Below are 20,000 nucleotides of genomic sequence, written 5' to 3' on the forward strand. Positions count from 1 at the left end.
AGCGAAAAATTGTAGGGAACAGTGTTTTATTTTGATAAGATTCTCTCAAAGTAGTCTTAACTTTAGATATGCAACCAACAGCACTAACACTAATTAGCTATATTTTATAATTAGTTATATTTTGTGCATTTAATGAAGATATACAAATCTATTTTCAACTGTAAATGACTTTATCTGAAGCGCAATGATACAGTTACAACCTATCACACTTGAAATAATTTGGGGGATTTTGCGGGATGAAGTAACCGATGAGCAGGTGAATCATTTGGTGTGGCAAACCTTGGGTTATGCGTGGGATGAAACAACCCAGGCCTGGGATTTAAGCCAGGTCTCCCCCGAGTGGCAAGTAAGCTATCCTGAACCCCCGGATTTTATTGCCAGCCGCCCAGCAACGGTTAAACTGACTCGTTCGATTCCACCGGAAAATAAACAACTCTTGAAAGAGCAATTGGGCTTTGCGGGCTACTCGGTGAGTGAATTGAAACCTAGGCTGACCCGGCGGGCCACGGCAGCTAATTGGCTCTTGAGCTATCTGCAACAACAATCATGAACTCGGCCTATGACTGGATTGAACCGGAATTAAACCGATTAGAACGAGTCGGCTGGTATCGGACACCCAAGATTGTTCAAAGTCCGCCAGGCCCCGTGATTGAATTCAACGGCCAACGACTGGTGAATTTCGGCAGTAATGATTATTTAGGATTAGCTACTGATCCCAGGGTAATCGCGGCCGCGATTCAAGCCTGCCAGGCCTGGGGCGTTGGGAGTACGGGGTCGCGCCTCTTGAGTGGCCATAAACAACTCCATGAGGATTTAGAAATCACCCTGGCCCAGTTCAAACAAACTGAAGCTGCCCTTGGGTTTAGTTCGGGGTATTTGGCCAATCTCGGGGTGATTACGGCTTTAGTTGATTCTAAGGATTTGATTATTGCTGATGCCTATAACCATGCCAGCCTTAAAAGTGGAGCCAAACTCAGTGGAGCTAAGGTTTATGAATTTACCCACGGAAACTTAGAACAAGCCCAGGAATTATTATCCCAACATCGTCTCCATTACCGCCGCTGCTTAATTCTGACCGATAGTGTTTTCAGTATGGACGGTGATCTGTGTGATCTACCAAAATTACTGGGCCTGGCGGAGGGCTTTGGGGCCATGGTGTTGATTGATGAGGCCCATGCCACGGGTGTGTTAGGGCCAACGGGGCGTGGTTCAGTTGAACATTTTGCCTGTCAAGGACGGTCATTAATTCAGGTGGGAACTCTTAGCAAAGCCTTGGGAAGCTTAGGGGGCTATGTTGTGGGGTCTCAGCTATTGGTTGATTATTTACGCAATCGGGCCCGGAGTTGGATTTACACCACTGGTCTATCCCCCGCCGATACCGCTGCCGCCTTGGCCGCCCTCCACCTGATCCAAGCCGAGCCGGAACATCACCAAAAACTCTGGCAAAATCGAAACTTACTCGCCCAATCACTTGCAAAACTGCCCCCTTCCTTTCCCCTCAAACTCCTGCCCTCAGAGTCCGCCATTCTGTGCCTACAAGGTGAGACGATTCTCGAAGTCCAGGCCATGAGTCAAGCTCTTTACCAGGCCGGGTATTGGGTGCCTGCAATTCGTCCGCCGACAGTGCCCCGCAGTCGCTTACGCATCAGCCTCATGGCCAGTCATCGTCCCGCCCAGATTATCGGTTTAGTGGAGGCTCTCCAGGCCTGGACTGTGTAACAAAGCTTAATTATTTTTGAACATATGAAATGCTTTTTCCGTGCAACTACGGACGCTGGGGGGCAATTCAGCTTTTTATGATTAAAGAACATCCACTTAAGCAGAGGTTAAGTAAAGTTTAATGTGCAATTGCGTTAGTCCAGAAAATAGTTAAGTAATAATTAAGATTGCTGAGGAACTGGGAATCAAAAGCTCATCGTCCAGACCGGGGCATCACCAAATTTTCATGGGTGATTCTCTGCTGAAATCTAGGGCTAAGTGTCATGAACTTGATATAAACCCTGTTGATCTTTGCTGATTTTGCCTCGGTCTTCAGTCATTACTCAGTGATGCTTTAGGATCCTTGAGATAAGGTTCTTGACTAGTTTTCCAGGGGTTTAAGGGGAGGAGAATTAGCTAGAAGTGAGGAGAAGTTCATTAGCATTGGATTAATTAATTGCTCTACCTTCACTAGCTTTAACGTTTTGCCACCCTAAAAACCCCCCGAATGAGTCAGTAACTCGACTTCAATTCAGCACTCTGACTAGTGATTGCTTTTTTTAATTTTTATGATTGTAAATTTTTATTTGTTTAGGAGGAAGCCCTGTGACTGCCACGCTGATTCACAACAACTCTGAAACCAAGCATTGGCAAGCGGCCGAGAATGTTTTACGCAAGAAGTATCCTCAACGGCATCATCACTTTGCGCTCCGGGAATTCTTCAATTTTGATTCTGCCAATGGGGTCTATGCCGATTGGAACGAGAGCCGCAATATTCTAGTCACGGAAGATTTTATTATCGGGCTGATGTCTGGCCTGGAGCATGAAGTGGGGCCAGCAGCTTCCGTGGTGATGTATAAAATCGGCGAAGAATGGGGCCGCAAAGATGCTGAGTTTTTTCAAAATTGGTTTGTGAAAGAATATCAATATGAAAGCATCAAGCAAATGCAACTCCCCTATGTTCTCGAGGCTTGGTGGTGGCCTTGTACGGCCCAAGGCTGGGGAAACTGGGAGGTGGATCTGAGCGAGCAAAAGCATGGCTTCATGTTTATCAATATTTTTGATTCAGTCGTGGCTCGGACATTAGGGGATGTGGGGCGGCCGGTCTGTCATCTCTACGCTGGCTTGTTTGCTGGCTTTTTTTCTGGCCTGGTGCAGAAACCCCTAGATTGTATCGAGATTCAATGCTATGCCATGGGGGAAACCTTCTGTAAGTTCCTTTTAGGGAAAAAAGACCGGATTGATGCCGCCTCCTTCTGGCAAAACGAGGGAGCCACCGCCCAAGACATTGAAAAACGCTTACGCAGTGGGGACTTGTTCAATGGCCAACGTCGTTAATTGGCAGCAGCAGTCCGTTGATCGGTTCTTGGAGCAGGTAAATTGGCTGGGGTTATCCGTGGCAATTCCGACTCCGGTGGACAGTCAGGCTTGGCTGGGCCTCTCGGTACGGGACTTTTGGCAAGGGTGTAACTGGGATGGCCAGCATCAAGTTCGGCAAGTAGCCTGGGGTATCCCTGCTGTTTCAGAAAGGAGGGGAGAGCGGCTCTGGTTGAACTGTTCAGTGACGGAATTTATCCAAGCAGCCAATTGGACAGGACAACCCCTCAGCATTTCAAAGTCTCTGGCTGAGGTTATTCCACCCCCTGTTCAGCAGCCCGTCCCCAGCACTTGGCTACAACTGAGCGTGATGGACTTTTTTGGGCGGGTCAACTGGCTGGGTAAACCGGAGCAAGCGCAACTCTTACCAGGAATGCAATCGCCCCTGCAACTGTCGGTGGCCCAATTTTGTCAAGCTGTGGCCTGGGATTTAAAACCCGTGATTGGGGCTGTCCCCCCGCTGACACTCCCTCCGGAACCGGAACCGGAGCCAACCATGACCCTCACGGATCTGTCCAGCTTGTTCTAACCCTTCAGATTCACGGTCTGAAATCTACGTTTGCCCAGATATTGCGACATTTAAGGAGACGAAACCCCTATGCAACCCGACTTAGCCTTACTGTTCTACAAAGCCGAAGATCACTACCTCAGCGATGTGGACTTGAAGGTTTTTAAGCACCATACCGATTCCCTGAAACAACGCTTGACATTGTATGAGTTACTGCGGGAGAAAGAACTCGAGATTTGGCAACCCGTCGCGGATCGTCTCCAACAGGCCTTTCCCCAGGAGGTTGATGCGACCCTCGAGCAAATTCTCCGCCAAGGGATTGCCCTGTTTCGCTATGGGGCGATGGCGATGCTGCTTAACAATCCTGAGTTTTTACAGCGGCGACTCCTGGAATGGTTAACGGATATTGTTGCTTCTCGGCAGTCCCAAGGCCTGGTGACAACACTTCACCAATTACTCCAGGCCCGGCTACGGGAGATGCTCACAGACAAAGAAGTAGATTTGATTCTGCCCTTCTTAGATCAAGCCCAGGCCACCCTCGTGGGAACTGTGCCGCTTGTCACTGTTGCATAATGCCCCTGCTGCCGAATCCGAAGACCTCTTAGAGATATTGGAGATATTAAAATGATTTCCGTTGCTGAACTGCTGAAGGACAACCGTTCCCCAGGAAACTACTACGCCGTTGATGCCTATGTGCATGGTGATTTTGAAACCGGCCTAATCGAAAACCGGCGGGGGGCGCGACTGGTAGCCCTACCCGACACCCTCTTGCAAGCCATTTATACTGGCCTGGATCACGAAACAGGGCAAGCGGCGGGGATTGTCCTCGAAAACTGCGGACGTTGGTGGGGCAAAAACTTTTATTCCCGTTTTGTGCAAGAAGTGAGCGAATACTACAACCGTCCCTTAGCAGAAATGGAAATGGTGGAATTTCTCCAATGCTTGAAGGAATGTTGGAAAACTCACGGTTGGGGCATCATTGACTTGGATATTAGCTACTACCAACAGGGTTTCTTAATCCTTAAAACCTGGCAGTCTGCCTTTGCAGCGGCGGCTCCGGTCAATACCAGCCAGCCCCAATGTTTTGCCGAAGTCGGGATATTATCCGCGTTTTTCAGTCAACTCACTGGCCGGGAACTCCACTGTGTCCAAACTACCTGTGAATCTATGGGGGCTGACTGTAATCACTTTGTCTTAGGTATTGCGGACCGGGTTAATCCAGCCCAGGCCTGGCAACAGGAAGGCCATGATCACAAAACGATTATGGAACGGCTCTGTTCTGCTCCACCCACCAGCAACTAGGAATCATGTCATTGGGTAGAGTGTTGACAGATTATTTCTAAACTAATAAAGCTGGCACACCCCACCTAACCTATTTATTCTGGAGGATGCTTTCTGTGGCCAAAGTTGTCAAACTCGAACCGATTGCCCGAGAAACAAGCATTAACACCAATGACAATATTCTCTCGGCTCTTTTAGACAGTGAGTTGCATGTTCTCAAGGAATGTGGGGGGCGGGGGATGTGTGCAACCTGTCACGTTTTCATCAAAGACGGGATGGATAGCCTTTCCCCTTTAACTCGGCGAGAGCAGCGAACCTTAGAGGTCATTACCACCTGCAAGCCTAATTCTCGCTTGGCCTGCCAGGCCCGAGTTGTCGGCCCAGGTGTGGTGGTCGAGTTACCCTCTGGGATGTATGTCAATGCCGTGGCTGATATTGAGGCCTTGATTGGCCGGCGGGCTGAGCAGGATATTTTGCACCCCTTGGACGGGCGAATCTTGGTGGAAGCCGGGAAATTAATCACCCGTACCATGATCAGCCAACTCCAAGATGCCCAAGTCCAGGCCGGGGCGTACCTCGCCAAAACTACCGATGCCTAATTTCAACCTAGAACCTGTGCCTTTAAGATGATGCACATTGAACCAATTACCAATACTTTACAAAGGGGAAAATTATGGAGAGTCAAGCCCAGGGGACAGCACCAGAAACCATCAACAGCCCCCTCTTATCCTTGCCGGAAACCAGCCCCGCTCAGGATATGGATTGCCTAACCCAGGCCCCGGCAGCCCTTGATGGTGGCTTCAATTATCTAGAAATTGGTTCGGCCTTCATTGCTGTTGCTACCTCCATCGCTGGGGCGGCCTTCCAAAACCTCTTGCTCACCTCCATTGCGACATTACCCCTTTCGGCTTCCCTGGTGATGAATTTGGCGGAGCGCAAAAAACTAGCCCAAAAACTCCAGGCGGAAATAGCCCAACACCAGATGACCCAGTCCACCCTGATCCAAACCCAAACTAACCATGCAAATCAACTGGGTAATTTAATTGCTGGCCTGGCTCAAGTCAGTGATCAAGTCCAAGGTGTCCAAGGACAAGTCAGTGATTTGGGACGGGGAACCCGAGACCTTCATGACTACACCCGGATTTTAGGCACTGAGCAAAAGCAGATTGAGGAAGTGGTGGACTGTCTACGGCAAATTGAAAACTATACCCAAGCGATTCAGTCGGATCCCTCCCACGCCAAGGCCTACTACAATCGCGGGTTAACCCATCAACGCTTAGGGGATGCAGAAGCGGCGGTTCTCGACTATACAGAAGCCATCCAGGTCAATGATACCTATGCTAAGGCCTATCACAATCGGGGGGTGGCGCGGGCGGCCATTGGCGATCGCAAAGGGGCAGTGACAGACCTACGGACAGCCGCAAAACATTTCTTTGAACAGGGAGACATTGCCAGTTATCAACGAGCCCGAGATCTAGCCAAGCGGGTGCATGAAGTGGGTGATCCGGCTAAAGACAGCAAGGAAGTTCCCTTAGAATTGTTGTTTTCCTAGTCCGTTACCCCGGCCAACCCAGCATCCCCGCAGCTTACTGGGACATTTCCTCAAGATAGGCTTCGTACCCTAATTCACCCAAACGGGCCTGCTTGGTCTGGACTTGCTGGGCTAAAGATTGGCGATAGGTAATGACTTGGGTTAAGAGTTCCCGATTATGGCTGGCTAAGATTTGAATGGCTAGCAGTGCGGCATTCTGGGCATTACCGATGGCCACGGTGGCAACCGGGATTCCGGCAGGCATTTGCACAATAGAGTAAAGAGAATCTAGGCCCTGAAGATGGCGACTGGGGACGGGGACACCAATGACGGGTAAGGGGGTTAAGGCGGCAATCATCCCCGGTAAATGGGCGGCCCCTCCAGCTCCGGCAATAATCACTTTCAAGGTGCTTTGATGGGCCTGGGTAGCAAATTCGACCATCCGTTGGGGGGTGCGATGGGCCGAGATAATTTCCAGGTGATAGGCCAGCCCAAACTCCTCACAGACTGTAACCGCCTTGGCCATTGTCGGTAAATCAGAGTCACTACCCATCACAATGGCCAGGGAAGCAGAAATGTCTTTAAGAGGGTTCATGGCAAGAATTATTAAGCCGAGAGTTAGGAATTTATGAATTTTATCATCAAGAATTCTGAGGGACTGGCCTAAGCTCAGCGAAATTCCTGAAAATCCCGAAACATTTCGTAATGTTACTACCCCAAAAAGCTTGATTAATCGTGGATGGATTCATTTATTTTTGTATTTTTATTACAATCGCGATCATCTCCAAATCAATTTATCTAGACTTTAGTGACAATAGTTACAAATCTACTCCATTGTTTGCCTTTGTTGACGACAACTCTATTGACGATAAAATGACAAACCCTTGAGGCCTACCCATGTTAGAGAACTTACAAAAATACCGCTTCGCCTGCACCCTCACCTTTGGGGATATTTACGGTCAAGTGATTGTGTGGTTAATTGTAATTTTTGTGGGTATGGCGGCTTCGGTGGCTCTCTACAATAATCCAGTTACAGCATTTTTGGTGGGTGGATTGATCTTGGTTTTGAGTCTGCCCTTTTTGCTGTTTGCCTTTGTGACAACCTTGTTAAATCATATTGAATTGCGACCGATTTCCGCCCAGGCCAAGAAAGCAAAATCGGCACCGGCCCGGGCTGTAACATCGGAAGTTGCCCCTGCTAATTAAGTTTAAGAAACGCATGGCTGCCAAGCGCAAAGGTTTCAAGCAATCTCTTCCCCAGACAACAACAATACCGGAACTCCCCCCACCGACTCCGGCCACTGCTCAGAGGTCTTGGCCGACTTTTTGGCTTGAACAGGTCAATTTGTTAGGGTTTGCCGAGCCTCAACAGATGTTGTCTGATCCTCAAGGTTGTCTGGCGGCCATTGCCCCCCAGGCCGAGGCGGTGGATTGGACAGCAGATTATCGGGTTAGATTTCCAGGAGATTACCTCTCCCTCCCTGGCCTGGACTTACAAATTAATGGGGGTTTGGGGCTGCCATTTCCCGAGGTAAGAGGAGATGAGTTTGGGCGATTCCGGCTTGAGCAGGCCGGTCAGTTTTTAGCTGAAGCTGGAGTTGATAGTTTCCTGCCCACTATCGTGACCTGCCCATTGCGGCAAATTCAGGCGACTTTGAAAGTTTTTGCTCAATTTCTGGATACACCCTATGGTGGGGCAAAAATTCTTGGCATTCACCTAGAGGGGCCGTTCCTGAATCCAGAAAAGCGCGGCGCACACCCCCAACAGCATTTGTTACCCTTAACCATCGAAAATGTTAAGCGGGTTTTAGGGGACTATAGCTCTTTGGTTAAGTTAATTACGTTGGCTCCCGAGCTAGATGAAACGGGACGGGTGATCCCCTATTTGCGGGACTTAGGAATTACGGTCAGCTTAGGACATTCCCAGGCCACCGCCAGTCAAGCCCAAACCGCCTTTGATCAGGGCGTAACGATGCTCACCCATGCCTTTAATGCCATGCCCGGCCTGCATCATCGTCAACCTGGCCCCCTGGGTGCAGCGATTGTAGATCCGAGAGTTAGTTACGGGTTAATTGCCGATGGTCAGCACGTTGATCCCCTCATGTTGGATGTGTTGATTCGTTCCGACCGGCCTGGGGAAAGGGGCACATTTTTAGTCAGCGATGCCTTAGCCCCTCTGGGATTAGGAGATGGGGTTTACCCTTGGGATCAGCGAGAAATAACCGTTACTAACGGAACAGCCCGCCTGGGAGACGGAACCTTAGCCGGAACTACCTTGCCCTTATTCAAAGGAGTACAGAATTTAGTCAAATGGGGTATTTGCTCACCAGATCAGGCGATTCACTTGGCCACTAATGCTCCCCGGCAAGCAATGGGTTTACCTGGCCTGGAGGTTGGTTATCCCCTTGATCGCCTCTTGGCCTGGGAGTATGAACCGGAATCTCGACAACTAAGTTGGGAATCTTTGGGTTTACTAGACTTAAGAATGTAATGTTAAAACAAGCCTAGCAGACACACTACAAAGTTTACAGAGATTCAACTTACCGGATGCAGACGTACAATGACATTCCCACAGTATGCTACGGCTGATTTATACTCTTAACGCTATGAAAAAGCGCAATGGCCAATTTAACCCTAAACGCAGAATCCAGAAGATTGAAGCGTGTGATTTCAAGAGTCTTGCTGAACTCGCATCTCAGGCCAGGTATGGTGGCAACCCTGAGCATAAGAAAAATCCAGGCGATTTCGGACTGACCCCGCCCAGTGGCCCCAGGCCAGGCAAATCTCTTTGTGACTCTGTTAAGGTTTTTACCAAGCAGGAAGCGTTAGAGTTGCTCAAGCAAGGCATGAAAACCGGACTAATAAGCGATCGCGTTGAAGGACAGTGGCCAAAGAATGTATGGTCGGTCATGGAGGATAAAATTCCCCTAGAAGCACAGCTTGAGTCAGCAGAGGAAGGCACTTATCACGGTTATCCCATGCAAACTGAAGATCCATTCTGTGAAGAAGTGATCAAGCAATGGAGGATTCGGCGTGAACTCCCTAAGCTTTAATTTTGAATGGCTGACTAGCGGCAATGATTCGCATGAAATCCGACAGACGATGGGACTGCTGGGGCTGAAGGTGGGAGATATTAGTCTGACAAGAAATGAGGATATCTGGTCTCAAACGATTCGTGACCGTGTTTTGGTTTCTGCTTATCCTCTTGCTGCCTGGATACTATCTTCTTGGTGGAGATTACTTTATGAGCCTCTTCCCCCAGTAGGAACTAAACCTTCAGTCAGTTGGAAGATGGCGCACGAGTTGACAGCAGCAAATCAAGGATTTATTTGGCCAAAAGTAATACTTGCTTCCGATACGGAGTTCATCCAGATTTGGTCGAAAGCATCGAATGCTGAACAACAGTCGATTAGATACATTAATAGTCTAGAGCGGCCATTTCCGGTAAATTTAAGCGAATTTGAGCAAACGGCCCAGGACTTTATTGAATCTGTCCTATCTCGTCTTGAGGCAACCTGGATGACCAATACTCCCCTAGCTGGCCTTTGGGAAGAAGTTCAAGCAGAACGGGCAGACCCGGAGGCAAGGCAGTATCGTCGTCGTGAGGCTGAATTAGGCTTTGATCCGGATGAATGCCCTGAAGCCCTTGTGAGAGATGCCCTAAACCTTGCTGAGCAGATGGGGGATAAAACATTTTCAGAGGTAGCTCCTGTTTACAGCGAAGAGATAGTAGAAGAAAAACCACTGAGTGCAACAATTACCGAGTTAATTCAAGAATCAGGATTTGATGGAAAACCTGAAATTTCTATTAATCACTCTACTTCCCAAAAATTTTCAAAAGCACCTTGGCGAAAGGCAAAGGAAGTAGCTTCTCACCTGCGTGATGCAATCGATATTGCAGAAGATCCAGTAACTGATGATCAAATTTATGACTTACTCGGCCTACAAAAAGCGGAATATGAAACTTTTGATCCTCCACGACAACAACGCATTTCGATTGCAGTTCCCTTAGAACAAACTGGATTTAGGTTCCACACTAGAAAAAGACATCCCATTGCTAAAAGATTTGAGCTAGCCAGGTTCATTGGTGACTACTTGCTCTATGGAAATTGTGGAGAACCATGGCTAGTGAACACAGATTTGAGAACATCAAGACAGAAGTATCAACGTGCTTTTGCCGCAGAATTCCTTTGCCCCCTCAGTAGTTTGCAGGCCTATTTAGACAATGATTATTCAGAGTCAGCGATAGAAGACGCGGCTGAATATTTTCAGGTAAGTTCACAGACGGTCGAATCAATACTGACAAATAATGGACTCATTTCCTCTCCTCAATCAGATAGTTATCTAGAAGCAAGTCTGCCTTATTAGTTGAGTTGGTACAGTGGAGTATTGCATTTACTAGGAAATTACTCTAATGCTGGGTTACTGAGGGTGAAATGGAGCAACTGAGCCGCACCCCCAATCGCCTGATTTTGCGGAAGATCCCCTGGTGGTCTTGGATTGCTGGGACGGTCTTGATTCTCGGCAGTGTGATTCCGATTTTTATGTTTGCCGAACATAAATTAAAGTGTCAGCGGTTTACAGGCCAGGATGGTTATTGCCGAATTACCAGTCAAACCCTCCTCAGGCGCACGAGTCAGCGAATCTCCTTAGATCAGATCCAGCAGGCCTTGGTCAGGACTCGCCGCGGGTCGCGGGGCAGAATTCGTTATCAGGTCGTGATCCAAACCACCACTGGCTCGATTGATTTTGGCACTGATATTGTTAACCCAGCCGACAGCCAATACCTTGTTCAACGGTTGAATTACTTCCTGCAAACCCCGACCCAAAACAAGTTTGAGGAAATTCAAGATCATCAGGTGGTGGGAATACTCTTCTTTTTTGGACTTTTGGGCCTGGGTATCGGCCTGCTAATTTGGCGGGGGAAGATTCTCATTCTCGACCTCAATAAACAAACTGGCCAATTAAGAATTAGCTATTGGGGACTCTTGGGCCAGCAAACCAAGGAAAATTCTTTACGTCAGATCAATACCGTTGATCTTGAGACCCATCGTAATTCCAAGGGACAAGTCACATATCGGGTTTCTTTGGGCCTGTACTCCGGGGATAAGATTCCCTTACGCAGCTTTTATGGAGTAGGGCGGAAAGATAAGGAGGAAACGATTGCCCAAATTCAGAATTTTCTCAAGCTGTAAGATTAGTCCACTGTTTTGCGATAGTGCCAGCGGAGAATTAATCCTAAGGTGACTTGCTTCATCACCCAATAGAGAATCGTCAAAATAAAGAAACCAAAGAGGATCACGACTAAGGGTTCGCGGCGGGTCAGGAGGTTGAGGGTGGTGGCAAAAATATTTCTTGGGCTGGTGATTAAATCCCAACTGTTAAAGCGGATAAACCGTCCCAAATAAACCCCAATTGCGGCCAGGCCATGGAGTCCTAACTCAACATAGGGGAGCCAACGCCGATACCCCAATTTCCCTAAGCAATACCCCAAATTGATCAAGGAAATCACATAGGCCTGGAAACCAATCAAAATCGCCAGGATATTAACCGGCAGAAAGATTAGGACTAAAAACCAGCCAGAAATCCCCTCCCGAATCCCCGCGAGCAGGTGAATAATATCCGTTAAAACATAGGGCGCATTGGGCAAGAAAGCTAGAAAAACAAGGCAACCCAGGCCCCAGAGCAGATTTATTTTAGGCGGACTGTGCCAACGAAATAAGCCCACACTCAGGACGAGAGGAATATAGGCTAAAAATAAATTCCAGCCAATCCATTGGGTATAGCGATGAAAACTCCCCCAATCAGCAGCGGCAAGATAATCAAGAATTTGCGTCAGGGCCTGGGACACGGTGGGACTATCCGGATCAATACAAAGGATAAAAGAGAAAAAGAAACCTTTAAGCGGGCGCGACAACTCCGCCCTAGGGCAAACCCCTGAGAAAGTTTCGCAGCAGGTCTTTACCAGCCATGGTTAAGATGCTTTCGGGGTGAAATTGGACTCCTTGTAAATGGGGATAGTCGCGGTGTCGTACTCCCATAATGATCCCATCCTCTGTCCAGGCCGTGACCTCTAATACTTCAGGGCAATCGGCTGGGTCAATCACGAGGCTATGGTAACGGGTGGCAGTAAAGGGTAACTCCAGGCCCGCAAACACTCCCTGGTTTTGATGGAAAATGTCCGAGACTTTGCCATGCATGAGGCTAGGGGCTGCCACAACAGAGCCACCATACACTTGCCCAATGGCTTGATGGCCTAAACACACTCCCAAAATTGGCATCTCTGGGGCAAATTCCTGAATCAAGGCCTGGGAAATACCCGCATCTTCGGGACGACCGGGGCCTGGGGAGATCAGAATACCTGCTGGAGCCAGTTGCTGAATATCTGCCAGGGTGATTTTGTCATTCCGGTACACTTGGATGTCCGCTGCAACTGGGAATTCTTGGCCTAGCTCACCTAGATATTGGACTAAGTTGTAGGTAAAACTGTCGTAATTATCAATGACTAAAATCAAGGGTTACGCTCCCCTTTTCCACACAGAGCAATCGTATTTTAGCGAATCAGGGCCGTTCGCTCTCAAGATGAGCGGGCAGCAGCCACAAGGTAATGGAGATATCCTTGAGGGCTAAGACATCAGCGCCAGAAACAACTTCAAAATTGGGGGTAAAAGCAACAGGGCAGCCACGATTAAGGCAACCATCGCGCTAATTAAGACTGCACCCGCGGCACAATCTTTAGCCACTTTGGCCAGTTCGTGGTAGTGGGTATCAATCGTTAAATCCACCACTGATTCTAAGGCCGTATTCATGAGTTCCATCGCCATAACGAGGGCAGTTGTGACGACAATAATCGCCAATTCGGCCAAGGTTAGGTGCAGTGTAGTTGCCAACGTGACGGCTAAAGTCCCCACTAGGGTGTGTATGCGGAAATTGCGTTGGGTGATGAAGGCATATTGCACCCCTGCCCAGGCATAGTGAAAACTGGCCCAAAGACTAGCTGCCACCTGATAGGATGACCGTCTGGATGACCCAGGCCGTGGAATGACCTTAGACGGAAATGAAACTAGAACCTTGGGTGACATTTCACACTCCCCGCAACCACATGCACTTGATTACTGTGCCAACACATCTACAATACACATCTGTTCTAGCAGATGGCTGTGTGGCGAAACTGCTATGCAGCATACCTTAAATGGCTGATAGCTGTTAAGAATTACCACAAAAAAACAGATTTGGCGCGACTTAGCTCTATGGATTTGTCCTAATTTGGGGAAGAAGATTGGGGATAGTCAAATATCTTCAGGATTTGCGGAAATACTTCACAGCGGCCTGGACAGATTGATCCTTAGATCTAATGCAATGGTATTTTCAATCAGAATTGATTTTGTATTGGAATCATCCAGTCTCAGTTGTGATCATCCTTGCGAGTGGTTTTAACCTTGGATTAAACGTTTCATATCCTGGACTGCCCGCTCCAGCCCCAGCAAAACGGCTCGGCTAATCAGGCTATGACCAATGTTGAGTTCCTCCATTCCAGGAATTTTGGCCACAGGGACAACATTTTCATAGGTCAGTCCATGGCCAGCGTTAACCCGTAATCCCAGTTCTTGGGCCCAGGCCACGCCTTTGATTAAATTTTGGAGTTCCTGGTCGCGACTGGGTTCGTCTTTGGCTTCGGCATAGGCACCTGTGTGCAGTTCAATCAATAAGGCTCCCGTATCGGCACTGGCCTGGATTTGCTCTGGGTTGGCATCAATAAATAAACTCACCGGAATCCCATGATTTTGCAGGGTCGTGACAACCTCTTTCAGACCGACCAACTGACCGGCCACATCCAGGCCCCCCTCAGTCGTAATTTCTTGACGGCGTTCAGGCACAAGGGTGACATAATCCGGCTTAATCTCTAGGGCGATTGCAACCATTTCCGGGGTGGCCGCCATTTCCAGATTTAAATGGGTACGGACAATTTGCCGGAGAATCCGTACATCTCGCTCTTGAATATGCCGCCGGTCTTCCCGTAAATGCACCGTAATCCCATCGGCCCCAGCCAGTTCCGCGATCACTGCCGCCGCAACTGGATCCGGTTCGATGGTCGCCCTGGCCTGGCGAATGGTGGCAACATGGTCAATATTGACTCCGAGCGTGGGCAACTTCTTAAGCTCCTGGGTTAACAGCTGTCTTAATTGTGGCAATTTGGTGCTTCTCTTGGCAAACAGCAGGATGCTCCAGGCCTGGTTCTGTAACCCCTATGATCAAGAAGTGGGTGATTTAATAGGTTGATCTGTGGAAATTACCTTTTTAGGCACCAGTTCGGGAGTTCCAACGCGCTCGCGCAATGTTTCGAGTGTGGCATTGCGACTAACCCAACGGGGAGAAATTTGGTTATTTGACTGTGGGGAAGGGACTCAACACCAGTTGCTTCGCAGCAATTTACGCAGCAGCCAAATTCGCCGTATTTTTGTGACCCACATGCACGGGGATCATATTTTTGGCCTGATGGGATTGTTAGCCAGTTGCGGGATGGCGGGGACAGTGAGTGAAATTGACCTCTATGGACCGCCGGGGTTGGATCGCTATATAGAAAATTGCCAAAAATGGTCGCAAATGCATCTGCACTATACCTTACGGGTGCATACGGTTTCCCCAGGCCGGGTCTATGAAGACGCAGATTATTCTGTCACCTGTGGGCCGTTGCATCATCGCGTCACCGCCTATGGCTATCGAATTCAAGAAACGGATCGGCCGGGGCGGTTTGATGTGGAAAAAGCAAAAGCTTTGGGGATTCCCTTTGGGCCGGTCTATGGACAACTGAAACAGGGAAAAACGGTCAAGCTTGGGGATGGCCGCACCTTTGACGGTCGAGATTTTTGTGATCCGCCAGAGTTGGGCCGCTCCCTCGCCTATTGCACCGACACAATCTATTGTGATGCAGCGGTTCAGTTAGCCTACCAGGCCGATGTTTTAATCCATGAATCTACCTTTGCCCACCAAGACATAGATATGGCTGAACAACGGCTCCACTCCACTTCGACAATGGCGGCCCAAGTTGCAGCCACGGCCCAAGTTAAGCTCTTGTTTCTGACCCACTTTAGCCCCCGCTATGCCCCTGGGAATGCCCTCCGAGTTGAAGATCTCTTAGCTGAAGCCCAGGCCATTTTTCCCAATAGCCAACTGGCCCGCGATTTTCTCACCTATGAATTGCCCCGTCACCGGACTATTGCCCCATCTCCAGAAGCCACCCCCGCGCCAGTCGGAGAACCCGTCCCTGTTAGCCCGCGCCAATCCCATCGGTATGAGTCTCTCAAACATCTTTCGCCAACCGAATTTAAGAACTTAGTTGGAGTTACCCTCGAAACCTTTAGGGCATTGGTAAAGCTGATTCCCCTGAAAATGGCCCCTCGGTCTTCCCAACCCAAAGCTACACTGTCCCCGGAAAATCAAGTCCTGATGGCCTTGCATTATTGGCGCAATCATTTAACTTATCGAGAGGTTGCTAGTTCATGGGATTTGGGAGAGTCAGCCGTATCCAAATTGATCCGAGAGGTGAAAACGCACATGACTAACTCCAACCAGTTCCGAGTTATCACCCAGGCCGAGACGAAAGCAAACCCAGGCCTGGTCATCATGGCCCTTCAGTCTGAATAACCCCTTTTCAATGCAGGATGTCCCAATAATGAGCAGTTCTTGGCAAAGGTTGTGGAACTTCACAAAACCATTCCTTGTTGTTAGTTTTTGTCTGGGAATAATGATGCTTGGGTTCACTTGCCCCGCCCAGGCCCGTCTGCAAGAAATCGAAGAAGCTCCAGAGCAAATGGTCTATCAATCGCGGCAAGCAGTCCGAGATCAACAAAATCAAACCTGGCAGATTATTGCCTATCAGCGGGTCAAGGCGGGCCAAATTAGTGATCCTTATTTACGAGTCGTCGGCTTTCCAGGAATTGTCCGCATTGATGCCGAGTTGCCGCTGATCATGAGCAATGCCCTCGGAGATCGATTTGCGGCCCCACCCGCTTTTGATAATCTGTTTACGGATACAACCCACCCAGAATCCCATATTGCTCAATATGATTTAGCGGACGTTATCCCTAGGTTGAATATTGCTGTGCCCTTACGTTTAGAAATCCCCAGCCCAGAAAAAGCCGTCATCAACATCAGTCCATCGGCATTGTTTGAATGGCAGAATCTCTCAAGAACAAGTCAAGGGAAAACCCAAGAGTGAGACTGTTGAACGCGCTAATTCCGTTGTCTGATCCAGGCCCCAATGACGATTAAGTCCCCGCTGCGATACCCCGGTGGTAAATCCAGAGCCGTTGACACCATTACTCGCTTAATTCCTAAAGATGTGAGTCGGTTAGTCTCGCCATTTTTGGGGGGAGGCTCCATTGAACTGGCCTGTGCCGAAAAGGGGATTAAGGTTCAGGGGTTTGATATCTTTCAACCATTAGTGGCCTTTTGGCAGTATTTGTTAACAGACCCCGAACAATTAGCCGCCGCCGTCCAAGCTCACTATCCCCTGACTAAAACTCGATTTTATGAATTGCAAGCCCAACATCAAGATGTAGCCACCCCAGAACAGGCGGTCTTATTTTTTGTCTTGAATCGGGCCTCTTTTTCCGGCACAACCCTGAGCGGCGGCTGCTCGCAACAATCCGTAACCCAACGTTTTACCCAATCCTCCATTGAACGGCTGCGAAATTTCCGAGTGGATCATTTCAGCGTGGCCTGGGCCGATTATCAGACCGTACTGGAAAACTACGCCGATGAGTTTATGTATCTTGACCCACCCTATTTGATTAAATCCACGTTGTACGGCAATCGCGGCAGCACCCATAAAGGATTTGATCACCAGGCCTTGGCCGAAAACCTAAAAACCTGTCAGCGGTGGATTTTGTCTTACAATCATTGTCCAGAAATTCTTGAGCTTTATCGGGATTATGAGATTATTTTTCCAGACTGGAAATATGGCATGAGTCGCAATAAGACAAGTAAAGAAATCTTGGTGGTGAATATCTAGATATGGATGATTTATCTCCCCTTCTATCCATTCAACATCTCAGTCGTACCTTTGGGGGCCTGGTGGCGGTTAATGATGTCTCTTTTGCGATTGAAACCGGTGAGATTTTTGGCTTAATTGGCCCCAATGGTGCGGGGAAAACAACTCTGTTTAACATCATAACCGGCGTAATTCCCCCCACTCAGGGACAGTTCCTCCTTCGTAATCAATCGTTGGTCGGCTATCACCCCCATCAAATTACCCAGCGAGGCATTGCCCGTACCTTTCAAAATATTCGCTTGTTTCGGGATTTGTCGGTTTTAGACAATGTCTTGATTGGTCGTCATATTCATACCCCCGTTAAGCTCTGGCCTGGAATTTTGCCGTTAAAAAAAGTTAATAATTGGGAGCGGGTTGCCAAAGAGGAAGCCTTAGAACTCTTAAATCTCCTCGGCCTGGGAGGGCGACAATCGGAAAAAGCGAGTCATTTAGCCTATGGGGAACAACGCCGTTTAGAAATTGCCCGAGCCTTGGCCGTTCGTCCGCAAATCTTACTCTTAGATGAACCGGCCGCGGGGATGAATCCGACGGAAAAACAGGAACTCTGTGAGTTTATTCGCCAAATTCAGAAAACATTTCAATTAACGATTGTTTTGATTGAGCATCATGTTCCTTTGGTAATGGGCCTATCTGACCGGATTGCGGTTTTAGACTTTGGGCAGTTAATTGCTCTGGGCAAACCGGATGCAGTGCGTCAAGATGCGGCCGTGATCGCGGCTTATTTGGGAGATCAACATGAGCCTTGATGCCCACCTCCTAGTCTTAGAAAATGTTGCGGTTAATTACGGTCAAATCCAGGCCCTGCGACAGTTTAACCTGACCATCCAGGCCGGGGAATGTATCACCTTAATTGGGGCCAATGGAGCAGGCAAAAGTACCACCCTGAAAGCTATTTCTCGTTTAGTCCCCCTCAGCCACGGCCAGATTCTTTATCAGGGGCGTAGTATTCATCGTTATCGGGCCGAGGAGTTGGTCAGTTTGGGGTTAGCCCATGTGCCGGAGGGGCGGCGAATTCTCTCCCGTTTAACGGTCTTAGATAACTTGAAACTGGGGGCCTACTGTCGTCATGATCGCCGGGAAATTAAGCAGGATTTAGCCCAACAATTTAGTTTTTTTCCCCGCTTGGCTGAACGTCAACATCAATTAGCGGGAACGTTGAGTGGGGGAGAACAGCAGATGTTAGCCTTAGCCCGTGCTCTCATGAGTCGGCCAAAATTGTTGTTATTAGATGAACCTAGCCTCGGCCTGGCCCCGGTGATTGTTCAAGAAATTTTCAGTATTTTGAAGGAGTTACGACAGGAGGGAATTTCTTTACTTTTAGTGGAACAGAATGCCAATTTAGCTCTTGCAATTGCGGATCGGGGGTATGTGATTGAATCAGGGGAATTAATCCTCTCCGGAAATGCCAGTGATTTAGCCCAAGATCAACGGGTGAAACAAGCCTATTTAGGTTGAAAATTGATTAAGTTCCGGGTAGTTGGCGCAATTCTGGACTTAAATGGGAACGCTCGCCCAAGGCTAACAGTAATGGCCCATGATCTCCATACTCAACCACTGCCACTGAGGCCACTGGTGCCGCAATCCGATCCCGAAATCGCCCCACATCAATACCTAAAAGCCCACAAATCATAATCCGAATCGTGGCTTTATGGGACACAATCAAAATGTTGCCGCTGACATGGGTTTGTTCAATTTCCGTCAGGACTTGGTTACTCCGATAGGCAATATCAACCCCCCGTTCTCCTTGAGTCGGTGCGTGCCAACCGGGATCCGCTAACCAACTGACATAATCATCATGAAACTTGAGATTCACCTCTTGGGGATTCAGGCCTTCCCATTGGCCATAGTGAATTTCCTTCAGGCCATCCCGTAACTCCATCGTTAATCCCAAGGCCTGACATAAGGGCGCAGCGGTGGCCTGGGTACGTTTCATCGGACTGACATAGGCGGCTGTCCAGGCCAAATTTTTGTAACCCTCAGCAAAGGCTTGGGCCATGGCCGTTCCCTCTGGAGTCAAATCTGGGTCTAAGGCTCCACAAAAGGCATTGGCGCGACTGTAGGGGGTTTGACCGTGGCGAAGAAAATAGAGTTTTAGGGGCATGATTAACGTCCGAGGAGATGATGGATCCAGGCCCGTAGCCAAGGCTCAAAGGGATGCAAGATGGCGTTTCCGATCACAAAGGTGCCTACCATGATCAGGCCATGACTTGTCCAGTACCATAGCTTACTGCCCCGTTCTAAAAATTGGGTTAAGGCGGCTTGATGAACTAGGTTGATTCGGGTCGCGCTTGGGTGGGTGGGTGGGGCTAAATGCCGGATGGGGGCAATATGACAGCGGATGTCGGCCATTTCTTGCTGAATCTCGGCCTGGAGTTGTTGGACATCGGCTTGAAACTGTTGGACTCCCCGTTTGAAGTCGGCCACCTCCTGTTGGAATTGCTTTAAGTTCGCTTGGATCATTTGGGGGCTGGGAAAGTTTGGAGATTGTGAGGGATAAACAATGGGAGCAGACATGGTGGTGTTTCGAGAGTTGTTTTTAACTTTAAGCTGGG

Annotated in this window: 25 protein-coding genes and 1 pseudogene; 19 read left to right on the forward strand and 7 right to left on the reverse strand. The window is 48.8% G+C overall.

Annotated elements, in window-relative coordinates; translation table 11 throughout:
- The first annotated feature begins 184 nt into the window (after window positions 1–184).
- The 8 genes from SYN6312_RS12150 to SYN6312_RS12185 all read left to right on the forward strand — a co-directional run bounded on the left by SYN6312_RS12150 (window position 185) and on the right by SYN6312_RS12185 (window position 6,416).
- The gene (locus SYN6312_RS12150; protein WP_015125183.1) at window positions 185–550 is read left to right on the forward strand and encodes a DUF1823 family protein; all 366 of its coding nucleotides are present in this window, start codon (window positions 185–187) and stop codon (window positions 548–550) included.
- Window positions 547–1,719: an 8-amino-7-oxononanoate synthase gene (gene bioF / locus SYN6312_RS12155; RefSeq protein ID WP_015125184.1), complete on the forward strand. Its 1,173-nt coding sequence runs from the start codon at window positions 547–549 to the stop codon at window positions 1,717–1,719. Before SYN6312_RS12150 ends, bioF begins: the two co-directional genes overlap by 4 nt.
- Window positions 1,720–2,304: 585 nt before the next feature.
- Window positions 2,305–3,036, forward strand: a complete 732-nt coding sequence (locus SYN6312_RS12160; protein WP_015125185.1) for a V4R domain-containing protein — start codon at window positions 2,305–2,307, stop codon at window positions 3,034–3,036.
- Window positions 3,020–3,604, forward strand: a complete 585-nt coding sequence (locus SYN6312_RS19400) for a hypothetical protein (protein ID WP_015125186.1) — start codon at window positions 3,020–3,022, stop codon at window positions 3,602–3,604. The genes SYN6312_RS12160 and SYN6312_RS19400 overlap by 17 nt, the downstream gene beginning before the upstream one ends.
- A gap of 69 nt (window positions 3,605–3,673) precedes the next feature.
- The gene (locus tag SYN6312_RS12170; RefSeq protein ID WP_015125187.1) at window positions 3,674–4,156 is read left to right on the forward strand and encodes a hypothetical protein; all 483 of its coding nucleotides are present in this window, start codon (window positions 3,674–3,676) and stop codon (window positions 4,154–4,156) included.
- Window positions 4,157–4,207: 51 nt separating this feature from the next.
- Window positions 4,208–4,885, forward strand: a complete 678-nt coding sequence (locus SYN6312_RS12175; protein WP_015125188.1) for a V4R domain-containing protein — start codon at window positions 4,208–4,210, stop codon at window positions 4,883–4,885.
- A gap of 95 nt (window positions 4,886–4,980) precedes the next feature.
- Window positions 4,981–5,463, forward strand: coding sequence for a 2Fe-2S iron-sulfur cluster-binding protein (locus SYN6312_RS12180; RefSeq protein WP_015125189.1), 483 nt, complete (start codon window positions 4,981–4,983; stop codon window positions 5,461–5,463).
- Between the two features lie 74 nt (window positions 5,464–5,537).
- Entirely contained in the window at window positions 5,538–6,416 is an 879-nt protein-coding gene (locus SYN6312_RS12185) for a tetratricopeptide repeat protein (protein ID WP_015125190.1), read from the forward strand.
- 34 nt (window positions 6,417–6,450) lie between these two features.
- Here the strand turns inward: SYN6312_RS12185 and purE are convergent, their stop codons facing one another.
- Window positions 6,451–6,990, reverse strand: a complete 540-nt coding sequence (gene purE / locus SYN6312_RS12190; protein WP_015125191.1) for a 5-(carboxyamino)imidazole ribonucleotide mutase — start codon at window positions 6,988–6,990, stop codon at window positions 6,451–6,453.
- 302 nt (window positions 6,991–7,292) lie between these two features.
- On the opposite strand from purE, the gene SYN6312_RS12195 reads away from it, so the two are divergent.
- The 5 genes from SYN6312_RS12195 to SYN6312_RS12215 all read left to right on the forward strand — a co-directional run bounded on the left by SYN6312_RS12195 (window position 7,293) and on the right by SYN6312_RS12215 (window position 11,590).
- Window positions 7,293–7,601 (forward strand): hypothetical protein, encoded by a 309-nt coding sequence (locus SYN6312_RS12195; RefSeq protein WP_015125192.1) that lies wholly within the window; start codon window positions 7,293–7,295, stop codon window positions 7,599–7,601.
- 13 nt (window positions 7,602–7,614) lie between these two features.
- Window positions 7,615–8,886 (forward strand): N-acetylglucosamine-6-phosphate deacetylase, encoded by a 1,272-nt coding sequence (locus SYN6312_RS12200; RefSeq protein ID WP_015125193.1) that lies wholly within the window; start codon window positions 7,615–7,617, stop codon window positions 8,884–8,886.
- Between the two features lie 115 nt (window positions 8,887–9,001).
- Window positions 9,002–9,448: a hypothetical protein gene (locus SYN6312_RS12205; protein WP_041431512.1), complete on the forward strand. Its 447-nt coding sequence runs from the start codon at window positions 9,002–9,004 to the stop codon at window positions 9,446–9,448.
- On the forward strand, window positions 9,429–10,763 hold the full coding sequence (locus SYN6312_RS12210) for an ImmA/IrrE family metallo-endopeptidase (protein WP_015125195.1): 1,335 nt from the start codon (window positions 9,429–9,431) through the stop codon (window positions 10,761–10,763). Before SYN6312_RS12205 ends, SYN6312_RS12210 begins: the two co-directional genes overlap by 20 nt.
- A gap of 68 nt (window positions 10,764–10,831) precedes the next feature.
- The gene (locus SYN6312_RS12215) at window positions 10,832–11,590 is read left to right on the forward strand and encodes a hypothetical protein (protein ID WP_015125196.1); all 759 of its coding nucleotides are present in this window, start codon (window positions 10,832–10,834) and stop codon (window positions 11,588–11,590) included.
- Window positions 11,591–11,592: 2 nt separating this feature from the next.
- On the opposite strand, the gene SYN6312_RS12220 is transcribed toward SYN6312_RS12215, so the two are convergent.
- The 4 genes from SYN6312_RS12220 to SYN6312_RS12235 all read right to left on the reverse strand — a co-directional run bounded on the left by SYN6312_RS12220 (window position 11,593) and on the right by SYN6312_RS12235 (window position 14,545).
- Window positions 11,593–12,312, reverse strand: coding sequence for a DUF1361 domain-containing protein (locus tag SYN6312_RS12220; RefSeq protein WP_253276345.1), 720 nt, complete (start codon window positions 12,310–12,312; stop codon window positions 11,593–11,595).
- A gap of 7 nt (window positions 12,313–12,319) precedes the next feature.
- Complete coding sequence (locus tag SYN6312_RS12225) at window positions 12,320–12,910, reverse strand: aminodeoxychorismate/anthranilate synthase component II (RefSeq protein WP_015125198.1); 591 nt, start codon at window positions 12,908–12,910, stop codon at window positions 12,320–12,322.
- Between the two features lie 111 nt (window positions 12,911–13,021).
- The gene (locus SYN6312_RS12230; RefSeq protein ID WP_015125199.1) at window positions 13,022–13,477 is read right to left on the reverse strand and encodes a diacylglycerol kinase family protein; all 456 of its coding nucleotides are present in this window, start codon (window positions 13,475–13,477) and stop codon (window positions 13,022–13,024) included.
- Window positions 13,478–13,828: 351 nt separating this feature from the next.
- Window positions 13,829–14,545, reverse strand: coding sequence for a pyridoxine 5'-phosphate synthase (locus SYN6312_RS12235; RefSeq protein WP_015125200.1), 717 nt, complete (start codon window positions 14,543–14,545; stop codon window positions 13,829–13,831).
- A 133-nt stretch (window positions 14,546–14,678) separates the two neighbouring features.
- Between SYN6312_RS12235 and SYN6312_RS12240 the strand changes: the two are divergent.
- From SYN6312_RS12240 to SYN6312_RS12260, 6 genes and pseudogenes are all read left to right on the forward strand, one after another.
- Window positions 14,679–15,641 (forward strand): annotated as a pseudogene (locus SYN6312_RS12240) (ribonuclease Z); the annotation flags it as partial.
- A gap of 144 nt (window positions 15,642–15,785) precedes the next feature.
- Window positions 15,786–16,040: a transposase family protein gene (locus tag SYN6312_RS20625; protein WP_256377503.1), complete on the forward strand. Its 255-nt coding sequence runs from the start codon at window positions 15,786–15,788 to the stop codon at window positions 16,038–16,040.
- A gap of 100 nt (window positions 16,041–16,140) precedes the next feature.
- On the forward strand, window positions 16,141–16,614 hold the full coding sequence (locus SYN6312_RS12245) for a DUF3122 domain-containing protein (RefSeq protein WP_172636054.1): 474 nt from the start codon (window positions 16,141–16,143) through the stop codon (window positions 16,612–16,614).
- 42 nt (window positions 16,615–16,656) lie between these two features.
- Window positions 16,657–17,409 (forward strand): DNA adenine methylase, encoded by a 753-nt coding sequence (locus tag SYN6312_RS12250; RefSeq protein ID WP_015125203.1) that lies wholly within the window; start codon window positions 16,657–16,659, stop codon window positions 17,407–17,409.
- A 2-nt stretch (window positions 17,410–17,411) separates the two neighbouring features.
- A complete protein-coding gene (locus SYN6312_RS12255) occupies window positions 17,412–18,194 on the forward strand; it encodes an ABC transporter ATP-binding protein (protein ID WP_015125204.1) in 783 nt (260 codons plus the stop codon).
- Complete coding sequence (locus tag SYN6312_RS12260) at window positions 18,184–18,903, forward strand: ABC transporter ATP-binding protein (protein WP_015125205.1); 720 nt, start codon at window positions 18,184–18,186, stop codon at window positions 18,901–18,903. Before SYN6312_RS12255 ends, SYN6312_RS12260 begins: the two co-directional genes overlap by 11 nt.
- A 7-nt stretch (window positions 18,904–18,910) precedes the next feature.
- Here SYN6312_RS12260 and SYN6312_RS12265 read toward each other — a convergent pair whose 3' ends face one another.
- Both SYN6312_RS12265 and SYN6312_RS12270 read right to left on the reverse strand, forming a co-directional pair.
- Window positions 18,911–19,549, reverse strand: coding sequence for a histidine phosphatase family protein (locus SYN6312_RS12265; protein ID WP_015125206.1), 639 nt, complete (start codon window positions 19,547–19,549; stop codon window positions 18,911–18,913).
- 2 nt (window positions 19,550–19,551) lie between these two features.
- Window positions 19,552–19,962 (reverse strand): hypothetical protein, encoded by a 411-nt coding sequence (locus SYN6312_RS12270; protein ID WP_015125207.1) that lies wholly within the window; start codon window positions 19,960–19,962, stop codon window positions 19,552–19,554.
- Window positions 19,963–20,000: the final 38 nt, after the last annotated feature.

This window comes from Synechococcus sp. PCC 6312 (assembly GCF_000316685.1).
In the GTDB taxonomy this organism is placed as follows: domain Bacteria; phylum Cyanobacteriota; class Cyanobacteriia; order Thermosynechococcales; family Thermosynechococcaceae; genus Pseudocalidococcus.